The sequence below is a fragment of the Streptomyces sp. NPDC006393 genome, from assembly GCF_040628575.1.
Lineage (GTDB): Bacteria > Actinomycetota > Actinomycetes > Streptomycetales > Streptomycetaceae > Streptomyces.
Genome location: NZ_JBEXZD010000015.1, coordinates 59,239 through 83,956, shown reverse-complemented (window position 1 = coordinate 83,956; position 24,718 = coordinate 59,239). Strand labels below are relative to the sequence as shown.

Genomic DNA, 24,718 nt, shown 5'->3' with positions numbered 1-24,718 from the left:
GCGGGGTGTCTTTCCTTGGACCACCAACGCACGGGCGGATGCCGGGAGTTCCGGCTGCCTGCGTGACCATCACACTAGCCCGCCCGTGCCGCCGGCGCCTCACGAGACGCGCGCACCGTCACCCGAACGCCTCATCACCGCTGTTCAGGGGCGGCCGCCACCGGACCGCTCAACCGTGCCCCTTGCCCTTGCCATGGCCCTTCCCTTGGCCTTTGCCGTGGCCCTTGCCGCCTTGCTCCCCTTTGCCGTGCCCCTTGCCCTTCCCGTGCCCCTCGCCCGCCTGCCCCTTGCCCTTGCCGCCGTGGTCCCCGTCGTCGGGCTTCAGGACCGGTGACACGAGGTCGTGGGCCGCTTCCAGGGCCGTCGGCACGGGGCCGGTGTCGCCCGGGGACATGGCGTTGTCCTCGGCAGCCTGGGCCGAGAGCACCGGACCGAGCAGGAGACCGCCCCCCAGCGCCAGCACCGCCACCACCTGCCGCCCGCCGATGCGTCCGATGTGACCGGTCAAACGTCCACCTCCCTGTGCCGGCCGGGCCGTCGTGCCCGGCACAGGGAGGCTGGCAGATCCGGTGATCTACGCGTCGGCGAGTCCCGGACGGCTCCCACGGAAGGAGGAGGCCGGGACGCCGGAGGTGACGAACACGCGTGCTGCGGCCGTCGCCGCCGGCGTGCGCCGACGGCCGCTCAGCCGGCCTGGCAGACGCTGCCGTTGAGGCTGAAGGAGGCGGGTGCGCCGGTGTCACCGGTGTGGGTGGCCTGGAAGCCGACGATGGTGGAGGCTCCGGGCGCCAGGACGGCGTTGTAGGCCACGTTGCGCGCGGTGACGGTGCCGCCGGACGGCGAGAAGGTGGCGTTCCAGCCGGAGGTGATGGTCTGCCCGGACGGCAGGGTGAACGTCAGCGCCCAGCCGTCGACCTGCGTGGTGCCGGTGTTGGTGACGGTGATCTGCGCGGTCAGACCGGTGCTCCAAGTGCTGGTCGTGTACGCCACCCGGCAGGTGCCCGCCGGTGTGGTGGGCGGGTCGGTCGGAGGGTCGGTGGGCGGCTCGGTGGCCGTGGAGTCCAGCCCGAAGAAGGAGATGGCACGGGCGGCCATGCCGGCGGCCGGCAGGGTGTGGCCGGCGCCCTGGACGCTGATCGCCTCGACGGGGGCCTGGGTGCCGGTGCCGCCGTAGCGGGTGCGGGTCCAGGTGGACTGCGGATGGTCGGTGAGGGCCGGTGTCTGGCTCACGCCCAGCACATTGGTCCACTGCTTGATCTCTTCACCGAAGTTGGGGTACCGCAGGGTGGTGTCCTCGGTGCCGTGCCACAGCTGCATCCGGGGGCGGGGGCCGGTGTAGCCGGGGTAGGCGGCACGCGCCAGGTCGCCCCACTGCTGGGGCGTCCTGGTCACCGTGCCGTTGGCGCAGGCGCTGTTCCAGCTGGAGCCGTCGGTGGTGGCGAAGCAGCCGAAGGGCACCCCCATGAAGGCGGCGCCCGCCTTGAAGACGTCCGGGTAGTCGCCGAGCAGGACATTGGTCATCATGGCCCCGGACGAGGCCCCGGTGACGAAGACGCGGTTCGGGTCGGCGCCGTAGTGCTGTTCCGCGTAGGTGACCATCGACATGATGCCCACCGGGTCGCTGCCGCCGCCGCGCTTGAGCGCCTGGGGCGAGGACACGTCGAAGCAGCCGCCGCTGCGCGTGACCGAGGGGTAGACGACGAGGAAGCCGTAGCGGTCGGCCAGGGACGCGAACTCGGTGCCCGAGTAGAAGGCGGGCCCCGAGCCGGTGCAGTAGTGCACGGCCACGAGGACGGCGGGGCGGGCCGGCGCGCTGTCCGGGCGGTAGACGTACATGCGCAGGTTGCTCGGGTTGGCGCCGAATCCGGTCACCTCCGTCAGGGAGGCCGCGTGCGCGGCGGGCGCGGCCGTCAGCGTCAGTGCCGCGAGCAGCGGCACGATGACCGCGAGCAGGGCTGTGAGGAGCGACCGGAGTCCCGGCCTTCTTCGCGGCATGTCACCATCCTCCGAGGTCGAAACTTTCGGAACTGTTTCGGGAACGCGCCGCGTCACGTTAAGGGTGCCGCGCGACGACGTCAACCACCTCGGCTTCCCTACAACTGACGGGAAGATCAAGGGACGTAGCTCTTCGGCCATCGCTCGAAGACAGCGTCCGAACCGTTGACCGCCCTCGGTTCGGTTCGTAATCTGCGCGTAAACATTCGCTCAGTCCTGGCGAAACTTTCGACGAAGGAGATGGCATGTACATGCCTAGAGCACGGGTCGGATCCCGGCCCCGGGCACTCCCGAGACGAGCGGCGCGGGCGTTCACGTCCGCGCTGCTCGCCGCCGCCACGGTCACGGCCCTGGCACACAGCGCCGCGGCCGCCGACACCCTGGCCTCGGCCGCGGCCGGCAAGGGCCGTTACTTCGGCACCGCGGTCGCGGCGAGCCACCTCGGCGAGTCCGCCTACGCCGCCACGCTCGACCGGGAGTTCAGCGCGGTGACCCCGGAGAACGAGATGAAGTGGGACGCCACCGAGCCCACCCGCAACACCTTCAGCTTCGGCGCCGCCGACCAGATCGTGAGCCACGCGCAGAGCAAGGGCATGAAGATCCGCGGCCACACGCTGGTGTGGCACTCCCAGCTGCCCTCCTGGGTCTCCGGCCTGAGCGCCACCGACCTGCGCACGGCGATGAACAACCACATCACCCAGGTCATGCAGCACTACAAGGGCAAGATCTACGCCTGGGACGTGGTCAACGAGGCGTTCCAGGACGGCTCCAGCGGCGCCCGGCGCAGCTCGCCGTTCCAGGACAAGCTCGGCAACGGCTTCATCGAGGAGGCCTTCCGCACCGCCCGCGCCGCCGACCCGGACGCCAAGCTCTGCTACAACGACTACAACACCGACGGCGTCAACGCGAAGAGCAATGCCGTCTACAACATGGTCAAGGACTTCAAGTCCCGTGGCGTGCCGATCGACTGCGTGGGCTTCCAGTCGCACTTCAACAGCGCCTCCCCGGTGCCCTCCGACTACCAGGCCAACCTGCAGCGCTTCGCCGACCTCGGTGTCGACGTGCAGATCACGGAGCTGGACATCGAGGGCTCCGGCACCGCCCAGGCCACCAGCTACTCCAACGTCGTCAAGGCCTGTCTGGCGGTGACCCGGTGCACGGGCATCACCGTCTGGGGCATCACCGACAAGTACTCCTGGCGCAGCAGCGGCACTCCGCTGCTGTTCGACTCGAACTACGCCCCGAAGCCCGCGTACGACGCCGTGCTGGCCGCTCTCGGCGGCTCGAGCAGCGGCGGGGGCGACGGAGGCGGCGGTGACAACGGCGGCGGCACCGGTGCCACGTGCACCGTCAGCTTCACCAAGACCGCCGACTGGAACGACGGCTACAACGGCCAGGTCACCGTGAAGGCGGGTTCCGCCCCGATCACCGGCTGGACCACGGCGGTCACCTTCCCGGCCGGGCAGAAGGTGTCGACGCTGTGGAACGGCAGCGCGAGCTGGGACAGCAGCGGCACCGTGATGACGGTCCGCCCCACCTACAACGGCAACCTCGCGGCGGGCGCCTCGACCAGTTTCGGCTTCACCGTCCAGAAGAACGGCAACTCCGCCGTCCCGACGGTCGGGACCTGCACCGCGTCCTGATGTCCGGCCGTTCCGTGCGCCGGGCGCCCCATTCCATGCGCGCGACGCATGGTTCGGCCGCGGCTCAGGCATTGGACGCATGCGTCCTCTTGATCGACCCTTGAGGGAGACCTGTCCGTCCCCCGGTCCGTCCTGGAGTCGATCAGCCCATGAAGGCATCGCGTGGCGCCCCGCTCACCCCCGTGCCGCTCGCGGCGGCGGCGCGGGGCGCCGTCGCGCTCGCCGTGCCGCTCCTCGTGGGCGTGTGGACCGGGGCGGTGATCCCCGCCGTGATCGCCGGGATCGGCGCCCTGTGGGGGGTGGGCCAGGACGGCTCCGACCCCTACCGGCTGCGGGTCCGGCGGCTGGGCGGCATGGGCGGCTCGGCCGCCCTCGGCCTGCTCGCCGGGGAACTCGCGCTGCGCAGCGGACATCCGGCGGCCGTCACCGTCTGCCTCGGTGCCACCGCGCTGCTCGCGGGCGCGGTCAGCCTGCGCGGCCGCCTCGCCTCCGTGTCCGGCATGCATCTGCTGCTCGGCGCCACGGTCGGCAGCGGTGTTCCGGTACCGGGGCCGTGGTGGCAGCCACCTCTCGCGCTGCTCGCCGGGGTGGCCCTTGTCGTCGTCCTGTCCGCGACGCCCTGGCTGTGGCGCCGGCACGCCATCGAGCGGGCCGCCGTGCTCGCGGTGTACCGGGCCGCTTCCGGGGCGCTGTCGGCGGCCGGTTCGCCCGAGGCGGAGGCCGCGCGCCGACGGCTGACCGCGGCACTCGACGACGCCCACCAGGTGATGGGCCGCCATCTGACGGGCCGCGACCGGCCCCGGACGGAGCTGGGCGCGGTGCGCGACGCCTTCGACACGGCGGTGCGGCTGGGTGAGGTGACGTCCGCGCTGGTGTGGGAGGGACGTCCGCTGCCCCGGCACGTGACGGACGTACCGCTGCTGATGGCGGCGCGCCTGCTGCCGGACGGAGGCGCGGCGTCCGTCTCCCCCGCCGCGGACCCTTCGGGACCCGCGCCCGACCGCGGTGCCGACCCGTGCGACGCCGTCTCTCCGGGCGTGCGCGCGCTCCGCGGGCTGTACGCGGAGTCGGTGCTGCACACGGAGTCGGTGCCTCACGCGGAGTCCGTCGGGGCACGTGCGTCCGGCGTGGCGGTGCGTCTGCCGGCCTACCCGTGGCACGGGCGGGCTGCCCAGGCGCGGTACGCCGTGCTGCTGACGCTGTGTGTGCTCGTCGCCCAGCTCTGCGCCGAGCTGCTGCACGGGCCGCGCGGATACTGGCTCCCCATGACGGTGGCGTTCGTCTACAAGCCCGATTTCGGGCCGGTCCCGCGCCGCGCCCTGCACCGCTGCGCCGGAACGGTCGTGGGGGTGGCCGCCATTGGCACGGTGACCCTGCTGACGACGGACACGCTCGTCCTCATCGGCGCCGTGGCGGCCTTCGGCGCGCTGATGGCCGTCGGTGTACGCCACCACTACGCGCTCGCCACGACGGGTCTGACGGCGATCGTCTTCGTCCTCGTCGACATGCTCGGCGACCATCGCGCGCTGTACGCGGCGCGCATCCTGGACACGGCGCTGGCCGCCGCGATCGTCCTCGTCGCGCACTTCGCCCTGTGGCCGGACTCGGCGGCCGGCCGGGCCGCCGCGCAGACCGAGGCCGCCCTCGCCGCGGCACACCGGTACCGGGACCTGGCCGCCGATGCCACGCCGGCACAGCGGCACGCGCTGCGCCGGACCGCCTACCACCGGCTCGCCGAGGCACGCAGGGCCGTGGCCCACGCCCACGGCGAGCCGGGCCGCCCCGGACGTAGGGGCGGCAGGGGCGGCAGGGACGGCAGGGACGGCAGGGACGGCAGGGACAGGATGCTGCCGGACCGGGAGCACGTCATCGCCTCGGCGGAGCGGCTCTGCGACGCCGTCAGCGCACGGAACGTGGGCGCGCGACGGCCGGCCTCCGCGCTCCCGGTCCGCGCCTGCGCCGGGGCCCGCGCGATGGGAGGATGAGCGCGATGGATCTCCAGGTGCTGCGCTCCTTCCAGGCGGTGGCCGAGGGCCTGACGGTGACGGAGGCCGCCGCCGAGGCCCGCCTCACCCAGCCCGCCCTGTCGCGCGCGCTGCACCGACTGGAGGAGGAGGTGGGCGCGGAGCTCCTCCACCGCGTCGGCCGGGTGCTGCGCCCGACACCGGCCGGACGGGTGTTCAAGGAGTACGTCGACGCCGCTCTGGACAGCTACGACCGGGGGCGGCGGGCCGTGGCCGAGGTCGTCGACCCGGCCGCGGGCGTGGTGCCGCTGGCCTTCCTGCACACCCTGGGCACCTGGCTGGTGCCCAGGCTCGTCACCGGGTTCCGGGAGGCCTTCCCGCAGGCCCGCTTCGAGCTGCACCAGCACGGGGAGAACGGCCTGGTCCAGCATCTCCTCGACGCCACCGCCGACATGGCGATCACCAGCGGGGACCCGGGTCATCCGCTGATCACCTGGCGACGGCTCCTGGTCGAACCACTGTGGCTCGCCGTGCCCACCGGGCACCGTCTGGCCGGGCGCCCCCGGGTCCGGCTGGCCGAGGTCGCCGAGGAACCCTTCATCCTCCTCAAGCCCGGCTACGGACTGCGCAGCGTCACCGAGTCGCTGTGCCGTCAGGCCGGCTTCGCCCCGGTCGTCGGCTTCGAGGGCGAGGAGGTGCACACCCTGCGCGGCCTGGTGGCGGCCGGTCTCGGCGTCTCCCTGATCCCGTCCTCGCCGGACGCGGCGGCGACCGGTGACGTCCCGATCCGCTACCTGGAGATCACCGACGTGCGCGGCGCCCGGGACATCGGCATCGCCTGGCTCTCCGGACGCACCCTGCCCCCGGCCTCCCGGCGCTTCATCGAACACGCACTCCGGGTGACCGCCGCGGCGCCGGACGGCCGGTGGTGACCACCGACGAGGAGCCGGGCGCGGACCCGGGGCCGGAGACGCGGCGCAGAGACGAGGACCGGGCCTGGCCCGTGACCTCCGACGGCGACCGCGGACGAGGGCCCGGAACCGCACCCGGCGCCCGAACGGCGACCGCGGACAGGAAACCGAGACCTGACCGACGCCGCCGACGCCGCCGACGGCGACCGGCGCCGAGACGCCGAGGCGCCGGCGGCGGACCCGAGCCGTCGCCGGGCCGTACCCACCCGGTGCGCTGACATGCCCTTGCCTGGAGCAATGGAGCCCTCGGAACGGAGTTCCGCAGCAGGCTGGTGGCCTTGATCAAGCCCGCCGGGAGCTCCTGTGAACAGGCCGCCTGAGTGTTACCGCGCAGAACGTCGCCCGGTGCCGGGCCGCACGCTCGTGCGCCCGTGGTGTCCTGACGGGTCCGCCGTGCCACCGCCCGGTCCGCGCCGGGGCGCGCGGTGAGGCCGCCCGGCCGGCCCGGGGCCGCCCAGGCCCGTGCGGCGCGGGTGAAGGCCGCCCAGCCCCGGGTGCCCGCCCCTCCGCTGTGGCTGCGCCTGTTGCCGCTCGCCTATGTCGCGGGCGTCCTGGCCATCGAACCGCTCACTCCGGTGGACTGGCCCGTCAGCTTCCTGCTCACCGGCCTGCCGCTGGTCGCGGCCTTCGCCTACGGGCCCGCGGGGGTCGCCGTGATCACGGTGTTCGCCGTCGTGTTCGAGGGCGTGCTGGCGGGCACGCCGTGCTGCGCCGGGCGCATGGTCGTCGGCTATCTGTGGGACCGCCACTACGTGGCCAACTACGTCTGCACCGGCCTGGTGGGGATTCTCGGCGCGATCCTGGCGGTGCACCGGATGCGGCGGGAGCGGACGCTGGCCACGGTGCGTTCGGTGGCCGAGACCGCGCAGCGGGTGCTGCTGCGGCCGGTGCCCCGTCGCCTCGGCCAGGTCTTCGTCGAGACGCTCTACCTGTCCGCCGCCGCGGAGGCGCGCATCGGGGGCGATCTGTACGAGGCGGTACCGACGGCGTACGGGGTGCGGCTGCTCATCGGGGACGTGCGCGGAAAGGGCCTGCTCGCCGTGGAGACGGCCGCGACGATACTGGGCGCGTTCCGGGAGGCCGCGCACGACGAGCCCGACCTGGCCGGTGTGGCCTGCCGCGTGGAGCGGAGCATGAGCCGTCACGCCGCGCAGCTGCCCGGCAGCGAGCTGGCGGAACGCTTCGTCACCGCGGTGTTCGCCGAGATCCCCGAAGAGCCGGTCGTCCGCATCGTCAACTGCGGTCACCCGCCGCCCCTGCTCGTCCACGAGGGCCGCGTCACCGAGTTGCACGCGACCGACCCGTCACCGCCCATCAACCTCGGCGTGCTGATCGGCAACGGCTACCACGTGGACGTCGAACCGTTCCGTCCCGGGGACCAACTGCTGCTCTACACCGACGGCGTCACCGAGACCCGCGACGCCGAGGGGGCCTTCTATCCGCTCGCCGAGCGTGTCGCGCCATGGGCCGGGCTGCCTCCCCGCGCTCTGCTGGACCGCCTGCACGAGGACCTGCTCGTCCACAGCGGCGGCCACCTCGACGACGACATCGCCGCCCTCGCCGCGTACCGCCTGCCCAGTGAGCCCGCGGCGTGAGCGCACGCGGTCCGGATCCTTCCGGCCACCGCCACCACCGCCACGAGCGCCACGACCGCGCGTGCGCCGCGTGCGCCGCGGGTTCACTGGGCCCGTGGAGGAGCGTCGGGTGCGGGCGGCAGTGCCAGGTGCGCGAGGTCTCCGGGCCGCGGGGAGGTCACCGGCCACAGCGGTGGCGGGGTACCGTCGGCGACCGCGGCGGGGGCGTCGGAGAGCTTCATGCGCTCGCGCAGGCGGCCGTAGAAGTCCATCGGGCCCAGCCGCACGGCCCGCAGCCGGCGCGTGGAGGCGTAGACGCCGATCCAGTCCCCCGGGTCCAGCACTCCGCGCAGCTGGCCGTCGATGCTCACGACGGCCTGGCCGGAGTGGTCCAGCATGCGCAGGGCGATCGGCTCGTCCGGCGCGGCCACGACCGAGCGGTCGAACACCATGTGCGGGGCGACGGCCGTGAAGACGAGGGCGTCCGCGCGCGGGGAGACGACCGGGCCGCCCGCGGCGAAACTGTAGGCCGTCGAGCCGGTCGGGGTGGCGACCAGCAGCGCGTCGGCGGAGTACGACGCGAGCAGCCGTCCGGCGATGTAGACGCCGGCCGACACCTGGCGGTCGCGCGCCAGCTTCTCCACGACGATGTCGTTCAGCGCGGTGACGTTCAGGGCGATGCCCCAGTCGCCGCCGGACTCGCAGTCGGTGCGCACCCGTGGCGGGGGCAGCATCGGGCGGCGGCCGTAGCGCATGAGTTCCTCGATGCCGGCGGGCACCTCCAGGCGGCGCGAGGCGCGCATCGTGAGCAGTATGCGGCTCTCGACGTTGAGCCGCTGGGTGAGGACCGCGTCGAGCGCGGAGTGGACGAAGGCGACGGGCACCTCGGTGAGGAAGCCGACCCGGCCGAGGTCGACGCCCAGGACGAGGGCGTCGTGCACGGCGGCCAGCCGGGCGCCGCGCAGGAACGTGCCGTCGCCGCCCAGGGTCACGATGAGGTCCGGGTCGCCGGCGGCGTCGACCTCCTCCCAGGCGCTGTGCCGCCCGCCGTCGTGCCACACGTCGATGTCCGCGCACTGCACGGCATGGTCCGCGCACCATGCGCGCACGGCCCGCCCCGCGGCCATGGCCTCCGGGCGCCCCCCGTGCACGACCAGGCCGATCCGACGTACCGTCACATCCGTCTCCGAGTCGATGCGCGTCTCCACGCGGCGGGCGATGCCGGAAGCCATCCTGACCGCGCGGGCCGCCTCCTCCCACGACGCCACGCCGCCGGACGCCCCTGTCCGCGTCGCACGGCACTTCCCGCGGCAGCCCGGCGCGACTCCTCCCGCGAGTAAAGAAAGCTTATGGTCTAGTCCAAAGACTCGTCTGGTCCAGACCAATCTATTGACGTGCTCGCAACACCGTCAGGAAGCTGGGGCCCACTTCCCCACACCCCCCTGGAGGCAGGTAGTGAGACGTCTTCACGCATGTCTGGGCGCAGCCACCGCCGTCGGGCTCGCCGCCGTCGGCACCACCGCGCTGGTCGCGGGCAGCGCCTCGGGTGCGACCACCCAGCTGAGCAACCGCTGGTACGCCGCGGCCCCGTATCTGATGCCACTGGACAACGACCCGCCGGACGCGGCCGCCATCATGGACGCCACCGGGCTGAAGGCGTTCCAGCTCGCGTTCATCCTCGCCCCCAACGGCGGCGGCTGCTCGCCCACCTGGGACGGCACCGCCTCGGTCTCCTCGGACACCGCCGTGAAGTCGGTGATCGACACCATCCGCGCCAAGGGCGGCGACGTCTCCGTCTCCATCGGCGGCTACGGCGGCACCAAGCTCGGCCAGGCGTGCTCGGACCCGGCCGCCACGGCCGCCGCCTACCAGCAGGTCATCACCAAGTACGGGCTGCACGCCATCGACTTCGACCTGGAGGAGCCGGAGTACGAGAACACCGCGGCCATCCACAACGAGATCGGTGCCGCGAAGATCCTCCAGCAGAACAACCCCGGCCTCTACGTCTCGGTCACCACCGCCGGAACGGCGGACGGCACCGGATGGTTCGGCAAGCAGATGCTGCTGGAGGCGAAGTCGCAGGGGTTCACCCCCAACAACTTCTCCATCATGCCCTTCGACGGCGGCTTCAACGGCGCGGCCTCCCAGACCAGCGCGCTGACCAAGTTCAACCAGGTCCTTCAGTCCACGTTCGGCTGGGACGAGGCGACCGCCTACGCCCACGAGGGCTTCTCGGGGATGAACGGCCGCAGCGACACCGGCGAGATGTTCTACCAGAGCGACTTCCAGACCGTGCTGGACTTCGCCACCACCCACAACATGGACCGCTTCACGTTCTGGTCCCTCAACCGCGACCGCCAGTGCTCCCCGCCCGACAACGGCGGCCGCACCTCCGGCACCTGCTCCAGCGTTCCGCAGAACGCGTGGGACTTCGCCAAGTTCTCGGTGAAGTTCGCCGGCGCCACCCCGCCCACCACCCCGCCGACCACGACGCCGCCCACCTCCTCCTCGCCGACCCCGCCGAGCACCGAGTGCAAGCCGGCCTGGAACGCGAGCACGGCGTACACCGGGGGCAGTGAGGTCTCCTACAACAAGCACAACTGGAAGGCCAAGTGGTGGACCCAGAACGAGGTCCCCGGCGCCTCCCAGTGGGGCCCGTGGCAGGACGAGGGCGCCTGCTGACGGCCACCGCGGTCGCCCGCCGGTCCGGCCGCAGCGGGCCGGCGGCCCGCTCCGGCCGGACCGGCGCCCCCACCCCGCTCCTGTGCGTCGCGACCAGCCGAACGGGTGACGTCGCGACGGGCCGCCGTCCCGCCGTCGGCGTAGGGTGACCATGCCGGGGCAGTGCCCGGCGGGCGGGCGACGGCCGGCCCCGGCGGGAGGTGCCTGGCATGTCGGACGATCCGCGGGAGCCGCGACCACTGCCGGGCCGCGGGACCGTGGAGGATCTCAGCGCCCAGGTGCGGCAGTTGGCGCTGGAGCAGCGGCGGCTGCGGCGGCTGCTGGACGCGGTGGTGGCGATCAGCGCCGACATGGACACGCGGACGGTGCTCCAGCACATCGTGAACACCGGTGTCGACCTCGTCGCCGCCCGGTACGGCGCCCTCGGTGTGCTCGGGGACGACGGGGAGTTCGCGGACCTGATCACCTCCGGTGTGGACCGGACGCGGCTGCTGGCCGAGTCCGGACTGCCGCAGGGCCACGGGCTGCTGGGCGCCCTGATCGCGGACCTCGCGCCGCTGCGCGTCGACGACATCGCCGCCGACCCCCGCTCGGTCGGGTTCCCGGCCGGCCACCCGGTGATGACCACCCTTCTCGGGGTCCCGTTGCGGGTGCGCGGGACCGTGTACGGCACCCTCTACCTCGCCGACAAGCTCGACGGGACGCCGTTCGGTGACGACGACGAGGCCCTGCTGACCGCGCTGGCCAGCGCGGCCGGCGTCAGCATCGAGAACGCCCGGCTGTACGAACACCTCAAGCGGGCCGCCGAGCAGTTCCAGCGCCGGCTGCTGCCCGTGCTGCCCGATCTGGCGCCCCTGGAGGTGGAGGTCCGCTACCAGCCGGCGTCCGAGCTGCCCAGGCTCGGCGGGGACTGGTACGACGCCGTGCTCCTGCCGGACGGGGCGGTCCTCGTCGTGGTGGGGGACGTCACCGGCCACGACGTGGAGGCGGCGCCGATGATGGGGCAGATCCGCAGCATGCTGCGGGCGCTGGCGTTCGACCGGTGCGGGCCGCCCAGCCTGGTCGTGGACCGGCTCGACCACGCGCTGACGATGTACACCGACCCCACGGCGGCCACGCTGGTGATGGCCCGCATCGAGCACGAGCCGGGCGCCGGATACACCATGTGCTGGACCAACGCCGGCCATCCGCCGCCCCTGCTGATCACGGCCGACGGCTCCGCGCGATGGCTGGCGCCCGAACCGCACGGCATCCCCGTCGGCGTCGATCCGAGGCTGTACCGCCCCGACCACACCCACGCGCTGCCTCCGGCGAGCACGCTCCTGCTGTTCACCGACGGCCTGGTCGAACGTCGCGGGCAGGACATCGGAACCGGGCTGCGACAACTGGCCGACCGCGCCGCCGCCCTGGCCACGGCCCCGCCGGCCGTCATCTGCGACCGCCTGATCTCCCGCGAGGACACCTACGACGACGACGTGGCCCTGCTGGCCCTGCGGGTGCCGGACACGACGCCCGGGACACCGCCCGGGGCGGACACGCCCGCGTAAGGGCGGCGCGGCGGCGCGGCGCATCTCGGACGGCGAGGCGGTCCAGCGCGGCAAGGCGGTCGTGGGGGGCGAGGCGGTCGTGGGGGGCGAGGCGGTCGTCGGCGGCGAGGTCGCGCGGCCACTCGTCCGGGCGGGCGTCCTCCGTCACGTACGGCCGTCCGGGCCGTGGTCCTCGGGGGCCCGTTCCTCTCCCGTCCCCGCGTGCGGCGGCGGGTCGAAGTGGACGGTGATCCGCTCGAAGCCCTTGAAGGACTCCGTCGTCGCGTAGGACCGGTAGGCCCGCTGGTCGCCCGCGCTGAGGTGGACGCGGTCGGTGAAGGGGCTGAGCAGGCTCCTGGGCCACAGCCGCATGCACCGCACCGCGCTGATCTCCGCCGTGACCAGGTACACCAGCGCCCCGAGGTAGATCCAGGCCAGCAGGCCGAGCACGATGCCGAACAGTCCGTACGTCGCCGTGGTGCCCCGGAGCACATGGCCGACGTAGTAGGTGCCGCCCCACAGCAGCCCCTGCCAGGCGCACGCCGCGCCCAGCGCCGGGCCCCACATCACGCGCAGCGGCAGCGGGCGCCGGGTGAGCAGCCGGTAGCTGCCGATCAGGAGGGCGGCGTTCAGCAGGACGGCGAGGATCCCGGCGGCCACCTGCACGCCGACCGCCAGCCGCGCGCCGAAGATGCCCGCCGCCCACTCGGCGGCCGTGGACACACCCGTGATGACGCACAGACCGAGCGCCAGCAGCGACAGGAACTTCAGCCCCTTCAGACGCGAACGCAGCGGGTCCGGCCGGGCGTGCCGGGGCACGGCGAAGATCTTGTTCAGCGCGTGCTGGGCGGCCTGGGCGACGTTCAGCGCGCCGTAGAGGCTGCCGATCACACCGACCGCCACGGCGATGGTGCTGCCGTGGAAGGAGTGGATGTTGTGGGCGATCTGGTCCCCGATGACCGGGAACTCGCTGAGCGCGGAGTTCAGCAACTGGTGCTGGAGGTGGGGGCTGCCGCTGAGGACCGAGCTGAGCACCGCGACGAGGAAGAGCATCAGCGGGAACAGCGACAGGAAGCCGTAGTAGGTCAGCAGCGCGGCCAGATAGGCGGCCTGGTCGTCGTAGAACTTGTAGATCACGGCCAGCGGCAGGCCCGCCCAGCGATGCCGTCGCTGGTAGGCATCCAGTCGGGCCAGCACGTCCATGCGCTCTTCCACACCGTCGGCCGTGGCTCCGCTGACACCGGACGCCACTCGTTCCAAGTGCCCTGGTCAGGCCGTTTCATGCGGAACGGCGGAGCCCGGCGGCGCGGCGGACGGGCGTACGGCGGCGCGCGGCCCCACGTACGGCGGCGCGGGGCCGCCGTTGCGCCGGTCGGGCCAACACACCGGGCCCAGGCGGGCGGGGCCGCGTGAGCGGTGCGCCGGTGGTGGAAGGCATGGCGCACACGCGAATGCGAGGGAGGCCGGATGCCCGATGCCGTGACCCAGGACGCCGTGCCGTGCGCTGCCGCCGTCGACGACGGTGCCCAGCCCGCCGACCGGGGCGGGCCGGGCTTCGAGCAGTTGAGCACGGTGGCCGACGCGGTCCTCTACGAGGGCTACCTGCTCTACCCGTACCGCCGTTCGTCGCCCAAGAACCGGGTCCGGTGGCAGTTCGGCGTGCTGCTGCCCCGGAACTGGGTGGAGCGGGACGGCCCGGTCGCGGCCGGTGTGTCCGGCTCCGCCGACTCCTGGTACCAGCGGACCGAGTGCCTGCTGCGGGTGCGGCGGCCGGAGGCCGCCCTGCGGGTGCGGGTGCGGTACCTCCAGATGCGGCACAAGCAGGTGGAGGCCGCGGACGCGGACGGCGGGCACCGCCCGGTCGGGTCGCTGCGGACCGACGACGGCACGGCCCATCTGACCTTCGACGAGGCGGTGCCGTGCGAGAGCGACCTCGCCGTCGCCCTGGACGACCTGCTCCGGCGTGACCTCACCGTCCCGGTGGGCGCGGCGGCCGGCACCGAGACCCGGCCGCTGCCCTCGGGCACCGGACGGGTGGTGCGGCGGCGCGAGGAGGTCCGGGCGAGCACCGCGCTCACGGCCGAACGGCTCGCGCCCGGCCTGGTCCGCCTGCGGGTGCGCACCGAGAACACGGGGCGGGCCCCGGACCCGGCCGCGGGGCGCGCCGAGGCGCTGCGCCACGCGCTCATCGCGACGCACTGCCTGATCGGCGGCGTGGGCGTGGAGTTCGTGTCGCTGATCGATCCGCCCCCGGATCTGGCGGAGCACGTGGCCGCGTGCCGCAACGAGTTCACGTTCCCCGTCCTCGGCGGACCGGCGCCCGCCGACGGCGACGGTTCCGGGAGCACCGGGCCGGTCCTGCTCTCCTCGCCGATCATCCTTCCCGACCGTCCGCGGGTGGCGCCGGAGAGTCCCGGCGATCTCCACGACGCCGCGGAGATCGACGAGATCCTGACGCTGCGCACGATGCTGCTGACCGACGAGGAGAAGGCCGAGGCCCGGGCGACCGATCCGCGGGCCGCCGAGATCCTCGACCGGGTGGACACCATGCCCCCGGAGGTGTTCGCCCGGCTGCACGGCGCCATCCGCTCGCTCGCCCCGGCACGGCGGGAGCCGTCCGGCCCGCCGCGTCCCGCCTGGTGGCAGGAGGGCGGCGACGACGGCCTGTCCCCCGCCACGGACACGGTGCTGGTCGGCGGCGTGCGCGTGGGCGGCGGCAGCAGGGTCCGGCTCCGGCCGCACGGCCGGGGTGCCGACGCCCAGGACATGTTCCTGGCCGGGCGCACGGCGCGGGTCGCCGCCGTACGCCACGACGTGGACGGCGGTGTGCACCTCGCCGTCACCGTGGACGACGACCCCGCGGCCGAGCTGCACACGTGGTACGGCCGCTTCCACTACTTCCGTCCCGACGAGCTGGAGCCGCTGCCCGACCAGCGGACCCCCACATCCCGAGCGGACCACACGCTCACACCAACCCCATCGGACACGGACAGCGAGGGACAGCAACCGAGATGACCACCACCGAGGCCCGCTCCACGGCACGCAAACCCGCGCAGATCGTGGACATGTCCTGGGACCCGATCACCCGGATCATCGGCAACCTGGGCATCTACACGAAGATCGACTTCGCGAACCAGGAAGTCGTGGAGTGCCGCTCCACGTCCTCCCTGTTCCGCGGCTACTCCGTCTTCATGAGGGGCAAGGACCCCCGCGACGCCGGGTTCATCACCTCCCGCATCTGCGGGATCTGCGGCGACAACCACACCACCTGCTCCAACTACGCCCAGCAGATGGCCTACGGCGTCAAACCCCCGCCGCTGGCCGAGCACATCACCAACCTCGGCGAAGCCGCCGAATACATGTTCGACCACACGATCTTCCAGGACAACCTGGTCTTCGTCGACTTCTGCGAAGCCATGGTGAAGGCCACCAACCCGTCCGTCCTGGCGCGAGCGGAGCGCACCGAGGCCCCACGCGGCGGCGTCCACGGCTACCGGACGATCGCCGACATCATGCGCGCCTTCAACCCCTTCGAGGGGGAGGTGTACAAGCAGGCGCTGAAGGTCTCCCGGGTGACGCGGGAGATGTTCTGCCTCATGGAGGGCCGCCATGTGCACCCGTCCACGCTGTATCCGGGCGGGGTGGGCACCATGCCCCAGCCCACCCTCTTCACCGACTACCTCTCCCGCCTGCTGAGAGTGCTGGACTTCGTCAAGCAGGCGGTGGCGATGAACGACGACGTCTTCGACTTCTTCTACGAGGCCCTGCCCGGCTACGAGGAGGTCGGCCGGCGCCGGATCCTGCTGGGCTGCTGGGGCGCCTTCCAGAACCCCGACTCCTGCGACTACCGCTACGAGCGCATGAACGACTGGGGCCGGGACATGTTCGTCACCCCCGGCATCGTCGTGGACGGCGAACTGGTCACCAACGACCTGGTCGACATCAACCTCGGTCTGCGGATCCTGCTGGGCTCGTCGTACTACGAGGACTGGGTGAACGAGGATCCGTTCGTCACCCACGACCCGCTCGGCAACCCGGTCGACATCCGCCACCCCTGGAACCAGACCACCCTGCCCGCACCGCAGAAGCGCGACTTCGACGGCAACTACAGCTGGGTGATGAGCCCCCGCTGGTACGACCGGCGCACCGGCGACCACCTGGCCCTGGACACCGGCGGCGGACCGCTGGCCCGTCTGTGGACCACCGCGCTCAGCGGCCTCGTCGACACCCCCTACGTGAAGGCCACCGGGCACAGCGTCCGCATCACCCTGCCCAAGAGCGAGAAGCTCCCCGAGACCACCCTGGAGTGGCACATCCCCAAGTGGTCCAACACCATCGAACGGGACCGGGCGCGGCCCTACTTCGTCGCCTACGCCGCCGCCATGGCCGTCCAGTTCCTCGAACGCGCCATGGAGCTCGTCCGCGGCGGCGACACCAAGGTGTTCGAGAACTTCGAGGTCCCCGACGAGGCCATCGGCTGCGGCTTCCACGAGGCCGTCCGCGGTGTGCTCTCCCACCACCTCGTCATCCGGGACAAGAAGATCGCGAACTACCATCCGTACCCGCCCACCCCGTGGAACGCCAGCCCCCGCGACAACTACGGCACCCCCGGCCCGTACGAGGACGCCGTCCAGGGGCAGCCGGTCTTCGAGGAGAACGGCCCGGACGACTTCAAGGGCGTCGACATCATGCGCACCGTCCGCAGTTTCGACCCGTGCCTGCCCTGCGGCGTCCACATGTACATCGGCAACGGCAGGACCCTCACCACCAGCCACACGCCCACCTACGGAGCCGGCCATGGCTGACGCCGGGCACGCCTTCCCCGCGGGCCGCCTCAAAGACCCGGACGTGGAGGTCCGGCTCGCCCGGATCGACGAGCTGCTCGCCGGGTTCGACTGCGCGCCCGGTCCGACGGTGCGCCTGGCGGTGGAGGCGGTACGGCTGCTGACGGAGGTCTACGGCGAGGCACTGGCCCGGGTGCTGGAGCGCGCGGACGACGCACTGGCGCGGCAGCTGGCCGAGGACGAGCTGCTGGGGCATCTGCTGGTGCTGCACGGGATCCATCCGGAGCCCGTCGAGCGCCGTGCCGCGCGCGCGGTCGAGCGGCTGCGGCCCGTGGTGCGCGAACGCGGCGGCGACGTCGAGTGGGCCGGTGTCGACGGATCGGTGGCCCGGGTCCGTCTGAGCACCGGCGGAGGCTGCGGTTCCGGGTGCGGCGGCGGGTCGGGCGACATCGGCGGGGCGATGCGTGAGGCGGTGCGCGAGGCGGTGCTCGCCGCCGCTCCGGAGCTGACCGCGGTGGAGTCCGTCGCGGACGCCGCCGACCGGCGGGCGGCACCGGCGTTCGTGCCGCTCGACGCCCTGGTACGACGGCCCACGGGCGCGGCCCCGGCAGGGGAGGCGCGGTGAGCTCGGACGGGGCGCTGGCCCGCCTGATCCGCTCCTCGGCCTCGGCCCCGGCCGGGACCGAGGCGTGCGAGCTGTGCGCCGCGCCGGTGCCCGAGGAGCACCCCCACCTTTACGACACCGCGCAGGCGGAGCTCTGCTGCGCCTGCGGACCCTGTTCCGTGCTGTTCGCCGGGGACGGCGCGGGCGGCGGGCGCTTCCGGCCCGTGCCACGGCGCCGGATCCGGCTGCGCGGGATCGACACCCAGACGCTCGGGGTGCCGGTCGGTCTGGTGTTCTTCGTGCCGCACGCCGACGGCACGGTCACCGCCCAGGGGCCGAGCCCGGCCGGGGCGATGCGGTGGGAGGTGGACGCGGCGGCCTGGCGTCGGGCCGCCGAGCGGTGTCCCGAACTGGCCGCCATGGAACCGGAGGTGGAGGCGCTGCTGGTGAACACCGTCCGCGGCCTCGACCACCACTGGATCGTGCCCGTCGACGACTGTTTCCGGATGGTCGCCGTCGTGCGCCGGGAGTGGCGGGGGCTGTCGGGCGGCGGCCGGGTGTGGCCGGCCGTGGCGGAGTTCTTCGCCGGGCTCACCGAACGGTGCTGAGCAACGGGGAGTGACCGTGCACGAGTTGTCGATCGCGACCGCGATCGTGGAGCGGGCCGAGGAGTGGGCGCGGGCCGACGGGACGGGCGCCGTCGCGTCGGTGACCGTGCGGGTCGGTGAGCTGTCCGGCGTGGTGCCGGACGCGCTGGACTTCGCCTTCGAGGTGGCCCGGGAGGGCACCGCCCTGGCCGGGGCCCGGCTGGTCGTCGAGCAGGTGACGGCACGGGCGTACTGCGACCCGTGCGCCGCGGAGTTCGCGGTGGGCATGCCGCCGTTCTTCTGGTGTCCGCGCTGCGACCACCCGTCGCGGGACCTGCGCGGCGGACGGGAGCTGGAGATCACCGCCGTCGAGCCGGCGCCCGCACACTGACCGCCCCTCCGCACTCCGGCGGTCCCGGGAGGACGCGATCCCGCCAGTGCCCGACACACCGGCGGGGTCGCCTCCCCCGGGACCGCGGCTGCCCCGGGCCGGCGGCGGCTGCCCCGGGTCAGCAGATGCGCGGCAGTTGCTCCCCGAGCGGCAGGTCGACGACCCGGGTGCCGCCCAGGCCGGTGGAGACGACGACCATGCCGGGGTGTTCGGCGACGCACTCGCCGATGAGCGCGGCTCCGCCGCCCTGCGGGTGGGCGCGCATCGCCTCCAGCACCGCCTCGGCCTCCGTCGGCGGCACGAAGGCCACCAGCCGTCCCTCGTTGGCGACGTACAGCGGGTCGAGGCCGAGGAATCCGCAGGCGTTCGCGACGGCCTCCGGTACGGGGATCGCGCGCTCCTGGAGCCGGACGCCGGTGCCGGAGGCGCGGGCGATCTCGTTGAGGGAGGCGGCGAGCCCGCCCCGGGTGGGGTCGCGCAGTACATGGACGTCCGGGGTGACGGCCAGCATGGCCGCCACCAGGTCGGCCAGGGGCGCCGTGTCACTGGCGATCTCGACGCCGAACTCCAAGCCCTCCCGCACGCTCATGACGGCCACGCCGTGCAGCCCGATCGGGCCGCTCACGATCACGGCGTCCCCCGGGCGGGCCCGCTGGGGGCGGATGTCCACCCCCTCGGGGACGAGCCCGACCCCCGCGGTGGTGACGTACACACCGTCGCCATGGCCTGCCTCCACCACCTTGGTGTCGCCGGTGGCCACCGTGACGCCCGCCGCCTCGGCCGCCGCGCCCATGGCGCGCGCGACCCGGTCGACGACGGCCAGCTCCACGCCCTCTTCCAGGACGAAGGCCGCCGAGAGGTAGGCGGGGCGTGCACCACTCATGGCGAGGTCGTTGACGGTGCCGTTGACCGCCAGGTCGCCGAGGCTGCCGCCGGGGAAGAACAGCGGCCGCACGACGTAGGAGTCGGTGGAGAACGCCAGCCGGGCGCCGCCGAGATGGAGGACGGCCGAGTCGCCCATGCCGGCCAGGACGGGGTTGCCGTAGGCCGGGGCGAACACGTCGTGGATCAGTTCGGCGGACAGGGCGCCGCCTCCGCCGTGGCCCATGACCACGACCGGCTGGTCGCGCAGGGGGGCGGGGCAGGTCCAGTTCGCGGGGTCGACGGGGGCGTCAGGAGCCTCGGGTGCCTCGGGAGCCAGTTCAGCCAACGGGATTCATCTCCTCCTGCGGGATACGGGAGCCCGGTGCCGGAGTGCCGTTCATCCGGCGGTACAGGTAGTAGGCCGCGCAGGCGCCCTCGCTGGAGACCATGGTGGCGCCGAGCGGGGTGCGCGGGGTGCAGGCGGCGCCGAACGCGGCGCACTCGGTGGGCTTGATCAGCCCCTGGAGGACCTCGCCGGCCCGGCACACGGCGGGTTCCTCCGTGCGGATGCCGGTGACGTCGAAGCGGTGTTCGGCGTCGTAGGCGCGGTAGGCGTCCGACAGCCGCCAGCCGCTGGCGGGGATGCGTCCGATGCCGCGCCAGTTGCGGTCGGCGACCTCGAAGACCTCCTGGAGCATGCGCAGCGCGGCCGGGTTGCCGTCCTCGCGCACCGCGCGCGGGTAGGCGTTCTCCACCCGGTGCTCGCCGCGCTCCAGCTGGTGGACGGCGCGACGGACGCCTTCGAGGATGTCCAGCGGTTCGAAGCCGGTGACCACGATCGGGACGCGGTGCCGCTCGGCCAGCTCCGGGTACTCGGCGGTGCCCATGACGCTGCACACGTGCCCGGCGGCCAGGAAGCCCTGCACCCGGCAGGCGGGCGCGGTCATGATGGCCTCGACGGCCGGCGGGACCCGGACGTGCGAGACCAGCAGGCTGAAGTTGTCCAGGCCGAGGCGGCGGGCCTGGTGCACGGCCATGGCGTTGGCGGGCGCCGTCGTCTCGAAGCCGATGGCGAAGAACACCACCTGCTTGTCGGGGTGCTCCCGGGCGAGCCGGAGCGCGTCGAGCGGCGAGTACACCACCCGTACGTCACCGCCCTCGCCCTTGACGCGGAACAGGTCGCGGTCGGTGCCCGGCACCCGCAGCATGTCGCCGAACGAGCAGAAGACGACGTCCGGGCGTGCGGCGATCTCCAGGGCCTTGTCGATGACCTCCAGCGGGGTGACGCACACCGGGCACCCCGGGCCGTGGATCAACTCCAGCTTTTCCGGCAGCAGTTGGTCGATGCCGTGCCGGATGATGGAGTGGGTCTGGCCCCCGCAGACCTCCATCAGCGCCCACGGCCGGGTGACCGTCGCGTGGATCTCGTCCAGCAGCCGCCGGGCCAGCTGGGGGTCGTTGAACTCGTCGATGTACTTCATCGGGCCTCACTCCCGTCGTGTTCGCGCCCGACGGCCGCGGGGACCTGCGGGGCCTCGCACCGGCTCCCGGCCTGCTCGGCCGCCTGCCGCCAGGCGTCGCCGAACTCCTCCTCCAGCAGCCCCAGTTGCTGGAACAGCTCCAGGGACGCCCGGGCCGACGCCTCGTCCAGCCGTTGCAGGGCGAACCCGACATGGACGATCACGTACTCCCCCACCCGCAGGTCGGGCAGGTACTCCAGACACGCCTGTTTGCGGACCCCGCCGAAGTCGACGACGCCGGTGAGCGGGTCGGCGCGGTGGTCGATGGACACGACCTTGCCGGGCACTGCCAAACACATGGGTCACTCCGTCTCGTGGTTGTCCGGGGTCTCGTCGCCGTCCGGGGTCCGTCGCCGCCCGTGCGCCGCGACCACGAGCTGCCCGAGGGCCAGTCCGCCGTCGTTGGGCGGGACCTCGCCGTGGCGCAGTACGGCGAAGCCGTCCGCGGCCAGCAGCGCGGCGCACTCCTCCTCCAGCAGGCCGTTGGCGAAGACGCCGCCGCTGAGGACCACGGTGGTCAGGCCCGTGGCCCCGCGGGCGCGGCAGCAGATCTCCGCGACGGCACGTGCCACGCCCCGGTGGAAACGTGCCGCGAGGACGGGTGCGGGGGTGCCGCGCCGCCGGTCGGCGAGGAGCGCCCGCAGCATGGGCGCGGGGTCGCAGCGCACCGGGCCGGCTCCGGTGGTCAGGTCGAAGGGGTACGCCGCCCGGTCCGCGCCGTGGGCCTCGGTGGCCGCCGCCTCCAGTTCGAGCGCGGCCTGTGCCTCGTAGTGCGCGCGGTGGCAGATGCCGGCCAGGGACGACACGGCGTCGAAGAGCCGGCCCATGCTGGAGGTCGGCACGCAGGCCAGGCCCCGCTCCAACTGCCGTCGCAGCACGGTCCGTTCCTCGGGTGCGCAGGCGGTGACGCTGGGCAGGCCGGGGTCCCACGGCAGGCCCGCCGCCCACAGCCGGGCCAGTGCCAGGCGGCACGGGTTGGCCACCCCGGCGTCGCCGCCGGGCAGCGGGGCGGGGGCCAGGTGGGCGAAGCGGCGGTGGCCCGCGTAGTCGGCGAGGAGGAACTCGCCGCCCCAGACGGTGCCGTCGTCGCCGTACCCGGTGCCGTCGAAGGCGACGCCGATGACCGGTGTGGTGCCGTCGAGGCCGTGCTCGGCCATCGCCGAGGCGATGTGCGCGTGGTGGTGCTGGACGAACACCGGCTCCGGGCGGGCCAGTCCGGCGGCCCGCCGACGTGCCCGGCGGGCGGAGTGGTAGCCGGGGTGCCGGTCGGCGGCGACCAGTTCGGGGCTCACCCCGGTGAGGGCCAGCACATGCCGTTCGGCCCGCCGGGCGGCCTCCAGGCCGGCCAGGTCGCCCATGTCGCCGATGTGCGGGCCGAACCAGGCCTGGTCGCCCTCGCCGACGCAGAGCGCGTTCTTCAGGTCGCCGCCCACCGCGAGCGCGGGACGCACCGGGAACGGCAGGCGCAGCGGGCGGGGCACATAGCCGCGGGAGCGGCGCAGCACCTGCTCGGTGCCGTCGGGGCGTACCCGGACCAGCGAGTCGTCGCACGGACAGGCGATGGGCCGGTCGTGGGTGAGCCAGGCGTCGGCCAGCCCGGCCAGCCGGGTCAGCGCCTCGTCGTCGTCGGTGACGATGGGTTCCCCTGAGCGGTTGCCGCTGGTCATCACCAGCAGTCGGGGACCGGGCGGGTCGCCGGGCAGCCCGAACAGCAGGGTGTGCAGGGGGGTGTAGGGCAGCATCACGCCGATGTGCGGGCTGCCGGGACACACCTCGTCGGCGGGCCGGGGGCCCGCGCCCGGGGTGCGGCGGCGCAGCAGGACGATGGGCCGCCGGGGGCCGGTGAGCACGGCCCGTTCGCGCTCGCCCAGGACGGCGAAGCGCTCCGCCGTGGCCAGGTCCGCGCACATCACCGCGAAGGCCTTGCCGCCCCTGTCCTTGCGGGCGCGCAGACTGGCGACGGCGCGGGAGTCGGTGGCGTCGCAGGCCAGGTGGTAGCCGCCGACGCCCTTCACGGCGACGATGCGGCCGGCGGCGAGCAGCGACCGGGCGCCCGCGAGGGCTTCGGCGTCCCGGGCCGGGCGCGGGCCGCCGCCGTCGACGGGCACCAGACGCAGCCGGGGTCCGCAGTCGGGGCAGGCCACGGGCTGGGCGTGGAAGCGCCGGTCGGCGGGGTCCGCGTACTCGCGCGCGCAGTGGGGGCACATCGGGAAGGCGCCCATGGTGGTGGCCGCGCGGTCGTAGGGCATCGCGGTGGCGATGGTGAACCGGGGGCCGCAGTGGGTGCAGGTGATGAACGGGTGCCGGTGGCGGCGGTCGGCGGGATCGGCCAGTTCCCGCAGGCAGTCGGCACAGGTGGCGGTGTCGGGCGGGAGCTGGGTGCGGCCGGCGGACCGCTCGGTGGGGCGGATGGCGAAGGGGCCGGTGGCGCCCGTGACGGGCAGCTCTTCGAGTCCGATGCCGCTCACGACGGCGAGGGGCGGTGGCTGTTCGGCGAGCCGGTCGCAGAACCGGGCCACGCCGTCCGGGGGACCCTCGACCTCGATCAGCACCCCACCCGCGGTGTTGCTCACGAAACCGGCCAGCGCCAGGTCGGCGGCGAGCCGGTGCACATACGGCCGGAAGCCCACGCCCTGCACCGTGCCGCGCACGGTGAGCCGGCGGCGTACCGGGGCGATGGCCGGGGCGGTCATGAGGCGGGAGTGGTGGCCGGGCGGGGCTGGGCTCGGGTGTCGTCGGCGTACTCGTCGACGGCTGCGTGGACGGGGCCTGGGCGGTGGCGGTGGCTGTGGTCGTGGCTGTGCTGAGTGCTGTGAGGGCGCGGGGCGAGGGGCGGATGGTGCGGCGGGGTGCCGTCGAGGGCGGCGAGCGCCCGGTCCAGCACGGTGTCGACGCCGTCGCCGGTGCGGGCGCAGGACCGCAGGATCTCCACCCCGGGGTTGACCCGGTGGACGTTGGCCCGGAAGGCGTCCTCGTCGAAGCCGGCCGGCTCGGCCAGGTCCGTCTTGGTGACCACGACCAGGTGGGCGGAGCCGAACGCGGTGGGGTACTTCAGCGGCTTGTCCTCGCCCTCGGTCACGGCCATCAGCACGATGCGCAGGCTCTCGCCGAGGTCGTACGAGGCCGGGCAGACGAGGTTGCCGACGTTCTCCACGAACAGCACCCGGGTGGCCGCGGGCAGCCGGCCCGCCAGCCGGGCGCGCACCTGGCGGGCCTCGAGATGACACAGCCCGTCGGTGAGCACCTGCTGCACCGGCGCGCCCGAGCGGGCCAGCCGGCGCGCGTCGTTCTCGGTGGCCAGGTCCGCGGTGAGCGCGGCCACCGGGACGCCTCGCTCGACCGCCCGGGCCAGCACCCGGCCGAGGAGTTCGGTCTTGCCGCTGCCGGGGCTGGACAGCAGATTCACGAGGGCGGTCCCCTGCCGGGCCAGGTCGGCTCTCAGTGCCTCGGCCAGGTCGTCGTTCTTGGCGAGGACAGCCTGCTTGACGTCCTGTGTGACGTCGGCGGACCGGCACATGTCGCTTCTCCTCGCGTCGGTTGGGGTCCTCGCGGTCGGTTCGGGTCCTCGCGGTCGGTTCGGGGAGGGACCGCCGGCGACGGTCGGGGCCGTCCG

At 73.6% G+C, this 24,718-nt stretch carries 20 protein-coding genes; 11 read left to right on the top strand and 9 right to left on the bottom strand.

The window, feature by feature from the left end:
• Window positions 1–169: 169 nt before the first annotated feature.
• Together ABZ484_RS10095 and ABZ484_RS10090 are read right to left on the bottom strand one after the other, a co-directional pair.
• Window positions 170–508 carry a hypothetical protein gene (locus ABZ484_RS10095; RefSeq protein WP_358865412.1) on the bottom strand — a complete coding sequence of 113 codons (339 nt, stop codon included), beginning with the start codon at window positions 506–508 and terminating at the stop codon, window positions 170–172.
• Window positions 509–684: 176 nt separating this feature from the next.
• Window positions 685–1,995, bottom strand: a complete 1,311-nt coding sequence (locus tag ABZ484_RS10090; RefSeq protein WP_358865411.1) for a PHB depolymerase family esterase — start codon at window positions 1,993–1,995, stop codon at window positions 685–687.
• 251 nt (window positions 1,996–2,246) lie between these two features.
• Between ABZ484_RS10090 and ABZ484_RS10085 the strand changes: the two genes are divergently transcribed.
• The 4 genes from ABZ484_RS10085 to ABZ484_RS10070 all read left to right on the top strand — a co-directional run bounded on the left by ABZ484_RS10085 (window position 2,247) and on the right by ABZ484_RS10070 (window position 8,168).
• Window positions 2,247–3,638, top strand: coding sequence for an endo-1,4-beta-xylanase (locus ABZ484_RS10085; protein ID WP_358865410.1), 1,392 nt, complete (start codon window positions 2,247–2,249; stop codon window positions 3,636–3,638).
• A gap of 149 nt (window positions 3,639–3,787) precedes the next feature.
• A complete protein-coding gene (locus ABZ484_RS10080; protein WP_358865409.1) occupies window positions 3,788–5,623 on the top strand; it encodes an FUSC family protein in 1,836 nt (611 codons plus the stop codon).
• Window positions 5,624–5,628: 5 nt separating this feature from the next.
• Window positions 5,629–6,534: a LysR family transcriptional regulator gene (locus ABZ484_RS10075; protein WP_358865408.1), complete on the top strand. Its 906-nt coding sequence runs from the start codon at window positions 5,629–5,631 to the stop codon at window positions 6,532–6,534.
• Between the two features lie 464 nt (window positions 6,535–6,998).
• The gene (locus tag ABZ484_RS10070) at window positions 6,999–8,168 is read left to right on the top strand and encodes a PP2C family protein-serine/threonine phosphatase (RefSeq protein ID WP_358865407.1); all 1,170 of its coding nucleotides are present in this window, start codon (window positions 6,999–7,001) and stop codon (window positions 8,166–8,168) included.
• 83 nt (window positions 8,169–8,251) lie between these two features.
• Here the strand turns inward: ABZ484_RS10070 and ABZ484_RS10065 are convergent, their stop codons facing one another.
• Window positions 8,252–9,325, bottom strand: a complete 1,074-nt coding sequence (locus ABZ484_RS10065; protein ID WP_358865430.1) for an NAD(+)/NADH kinase — start codon at window positions 9,323–9,325, stop codon at window positions 8,252–8,254.
• A 277-nt stretch (window positions 9,326–9,602) separates the two neighbouring features.
• Here ABZ484_RS10065 and ABZ484_RS10060 point away from each other — a divergent pair, with 277 nt between their 5' ends.
• Entirely contained in the window at window positions 9,603–10,829 is a 1,227-nt protein-coding gene (locus tag ABZ484_RS10060; protein ID WP_358865406.1) for a chitinase, read from the top strand.
• A 209-nt stretch (window positions 10,830–11,038) separates the two neighbouring features.
• On the top strand, window positions 11,039–12,376 hold the full coding sequence (locus ABZ484_RS10055; RefSeq protein ID WP_358865405.1) for a GAF domain-containing SpoIIE family protein phosphatase: 1,338 nt from the start codon (window positions 11,039–11,041) through the stop codon (window positions 12,374–12,376).
• Window positions 12,377–12,520: 144 nt separating this feature from the next.
• Here the strand turns inward: ABZ484_RS10055 and ABZ484_RS10050 are convergent, their stop codons facing one another.
• Entirely contained in the window at window positions 12,521–13,558 is a 1,038-nt protein-coding gene (locus ABZ484_RS10050; RefSeq protein ID WP_358865404.1) for a YihY/virulence factor BrkB family protein, read from the bottom strand.
• Window positions 13,559–13,822: 264 nt separating this feature from the next.
• Here ABZ484_RS10050 and ABZ484_RS10045 point away from each other — a divergent pair, with 264 nt between their 5' ends.
• Genes ABZ484_RS10045 through hypA form a run of 5 tightly spaced genes read left to right on the top strand, consistent with a single transcriptional unit; the run spans window position 13,823 to window position 18,721 of the window.
• Entirely contained in the window at window positions 13,823–15,370 is a 1,548-nt protein-coding gene (locus ABZ484_RS10045; RefSeq protein WP_358865403.1) for a hypothetical protein, read from the top strand.
• Window positions 15,367–17,160, top strand: a complete 1,794-nt coding sequence (locus tag ABZ484_RS10040) for a nickel-dependent hydrogenase large subunit (protein ID WP_358865402.1) — start codon at window positions 15,367–15,369, stop codon at window positions 17,158–17,160. Before ABZ484_RS10045 ends, ABZ484_RS10040 begins: the two co-directional genes overlap by 4 nt.
• The gene (locus ABZ484_RS10035) at window positions 17,153–17,764 is read left to right on the top strand and encodes a NifU family protein (RefSeq protein WP_358865401.1); all 612 of its coding nucleotides are present in this window, start codon (window positions 17,153–17,155) and stop codon (window positions 17,762–17,764) included. The genes ABZ484_RS10040 and ABZ484_RS10035 overlap by 8 nt, the downstream gene beginning before the upstream one ends.
• Window positions 17,761–18,351, top strand: a complete 591-nt coding sequence (locus ABZ484_RS10030) for a DUF5947 family protein (RefSeq protein ID WP_358865400.1) — start codon at window positions 17,761–17,763, stop codon at window positions 18,349–18,351. The genes ABZ484_RS10035 and ABZ484_RS10030 overlap by 4 nt, the downstream gene beginning before the upstream one ends.
• A 16-nt stretch (window positions 18,352–18,367) precedes the next feature.
• On the top strand, window positions 18,368–18,721 hold the full coding sequence (gene hypA, locus ABZ484_RS10025; RefSeq protein WP_358865399.1) for a hydrogenase maturation nickel metallochaperone HypA: 354 nt from the start codon (window positions 18,368–18,370) through the stop codon (window positions 18,719–18,721).
• A 118-nt stretch (window positions 18,722–18,839) separates the two neighbouring features.
• Here hypA and hypE read toward each other — a convergent pair whose 3' ends face one another.
• The 5 genes from hypE to hypB form a co-directional block, all read right to left on the bottom strand.
• Window positions 18,840–19,829 (bottom strand): hydrogenase expression/formation protein HypE, encoded by a 990-nt coding sequence (gene hypE / locus ABZ484_RS10020; RefSeq protein WP_358865429.1) that lies wholly within the window; start codon window positions 19,827–19,829, stop codon window positions 18,840–18,842.
• Between the two features lie 94 nt (window positions 19,830–19,923).
• Window positions 19,924–21,066 (bottom strand): hydrogenase formation protein HypD, encoded by a 1,143-nt coding sequence (gene hypD / locus ABZ484_RS10015; RefSeq protein ID WP_358865398.1) that lies wholly within the window; start codon window positions 21,064–21,066, stop codon window positions 19,924–19,926.
• On the bottom strand, window positions 21,063–21,404 hold the full coding sequence (locus ABZ484_RS10010; RefSeq protein WP_358865397.1) for a HypC/HybG/HupF family hydrogenase formation chaperone: 342 nt from the start codon (window positions 21,402–21,404) through the stop codon (window positions 21,063–21,065). Before ABZ484_RS10010 ends, hypD begins: the two co-directional genes overlap by 4 nt.
• Window positions 21,405–21,407: 3 nt before the next feature.
• Entirely contained in the window at window positions 21,408–23,798 is a 2,391-nt protein-coding gene (gene hypF, locus ABZ484_RS10005; protein WP_358865396.1) for a carbamoyltransferase HypF, read from the bottom strand.
• A complete protein-coding gene (hypB, locus tag ABZ484_RS10000; RefSeq protein WP_358865395.1) occupies window positions 23,795–24,622 on the bottom strand; it encodes a hydrogenase nickel incorporation protein HypB in 828 nt (275 codons plus the stop codon). Before hypB ends, hypF begins: the two co-directional genes overlap by 4 nt.
• Window positions 24,623–24,718 lie beyond the last annotated feature (96 nt).

Excerpts from the sequence above, each read along its gene's own strand:
- ABZ484_RS10090 (WP_358865411.1), bottom strand. The coding sequence starts at position 1,995 with ATGCCGCGAAGAAGGCCGGGACTCCGGTCGCTCCTCACAGCCCTGCTC.
- ABZ484_RS10085 (WP_358865410.1), top strand. The coding sequence starts at position 2,247 with ATGCCTAGAGCACGGGTCGGATCCCGGCCCCGGGCACTCCCGAGACGA.
- ABZ484_RS10080 (WP_358865409.1), top strand. The coding sequence starts at position 3,788 with ATGAAGGCATCGCGTGGCGCCCCGCTCACCCCCGTGCCGCTCGCGGCG.
- ABZ484_RS10075 (WP_358865408.1), top strand. The coding sequence starts at position 5,629 with ATGGATCTCCAGGTGCTGCGCTCCTTCCAGGCGGTGGCCGAGGGCCTG.
- ABZ484_RS10055 (WP_358865405.1), top strand. The coding sequence starts at position 11,039 with ATGTCGGACGATCCGCGGGAGCCGCGACCACTGCCGGGCCGCGGGACC.
- ABZ484_RS10050 (WP_358865404.1), bottom strand. The coding sequence starts at position 13,558 with ATGGACGTGCTGGCCCGACTGGATGCCTACCAGCGACGGCATCGCTGG.
- ABZ484_RS10045 (WP_358865403.1), top strand. The coding sequence starts at position 13,823 with ATGCCCGATGCCGTGACCCAGGACGCCGTGCCGTGCGCTGCCGCCGTC.
- ABZ484_RS10040 (WP_358865402.1), top strand. The coding sequence starts at position 15,367 with ATGACCACCACCGAGGCCCGCTCCACGGCACGCAAACCCGCGCAGATC.
- ABZ484_RS10035 (WP_358865401.1), top strand. The coding sequence starts at position 17,153 with ATGGCTGACGCCGGGCACGCCTTCCCCGCGGGCCGCCTCAAAGACCCG.
- hypE (WP_358865429.1), bottom strand. The coding sequence starts at position 19,829 with ATGGGCCACGGCGGAGGCGGCGCCCTGTCCGCCGAACTGATCCACGAC.
- hypD (WP_358865398.1), bottom strand. The coding sequence starts at position 21,066 with ATGAAGTACATCGACGAGTTCAACGACCCCCAGCTGGCCCGGCGGCTG.
- ABZ484_RS10010 (WP_358865397.1), bottom strand. The coding sequence starts at position 21,404 with ATGTGTTTGGCAGTGCCCGGCAAGGTCGTGTCCATCGACCACCGCGCC.
- hypF (WP_358865396.1), bottom strand. The coding sequence starts at position 23,798 with ATGACCGCCCCGGCCATCGCCCCGGTACGCCGCCGGCTCACCGTGCGC.
- hypB (WP_358865395.1), bottom strand. The coding sequence starts at position 24,622 with ATGTGCCGGTCCGCCGACGTCACACAGGACGTCAAGCAGGCTGTCCTC.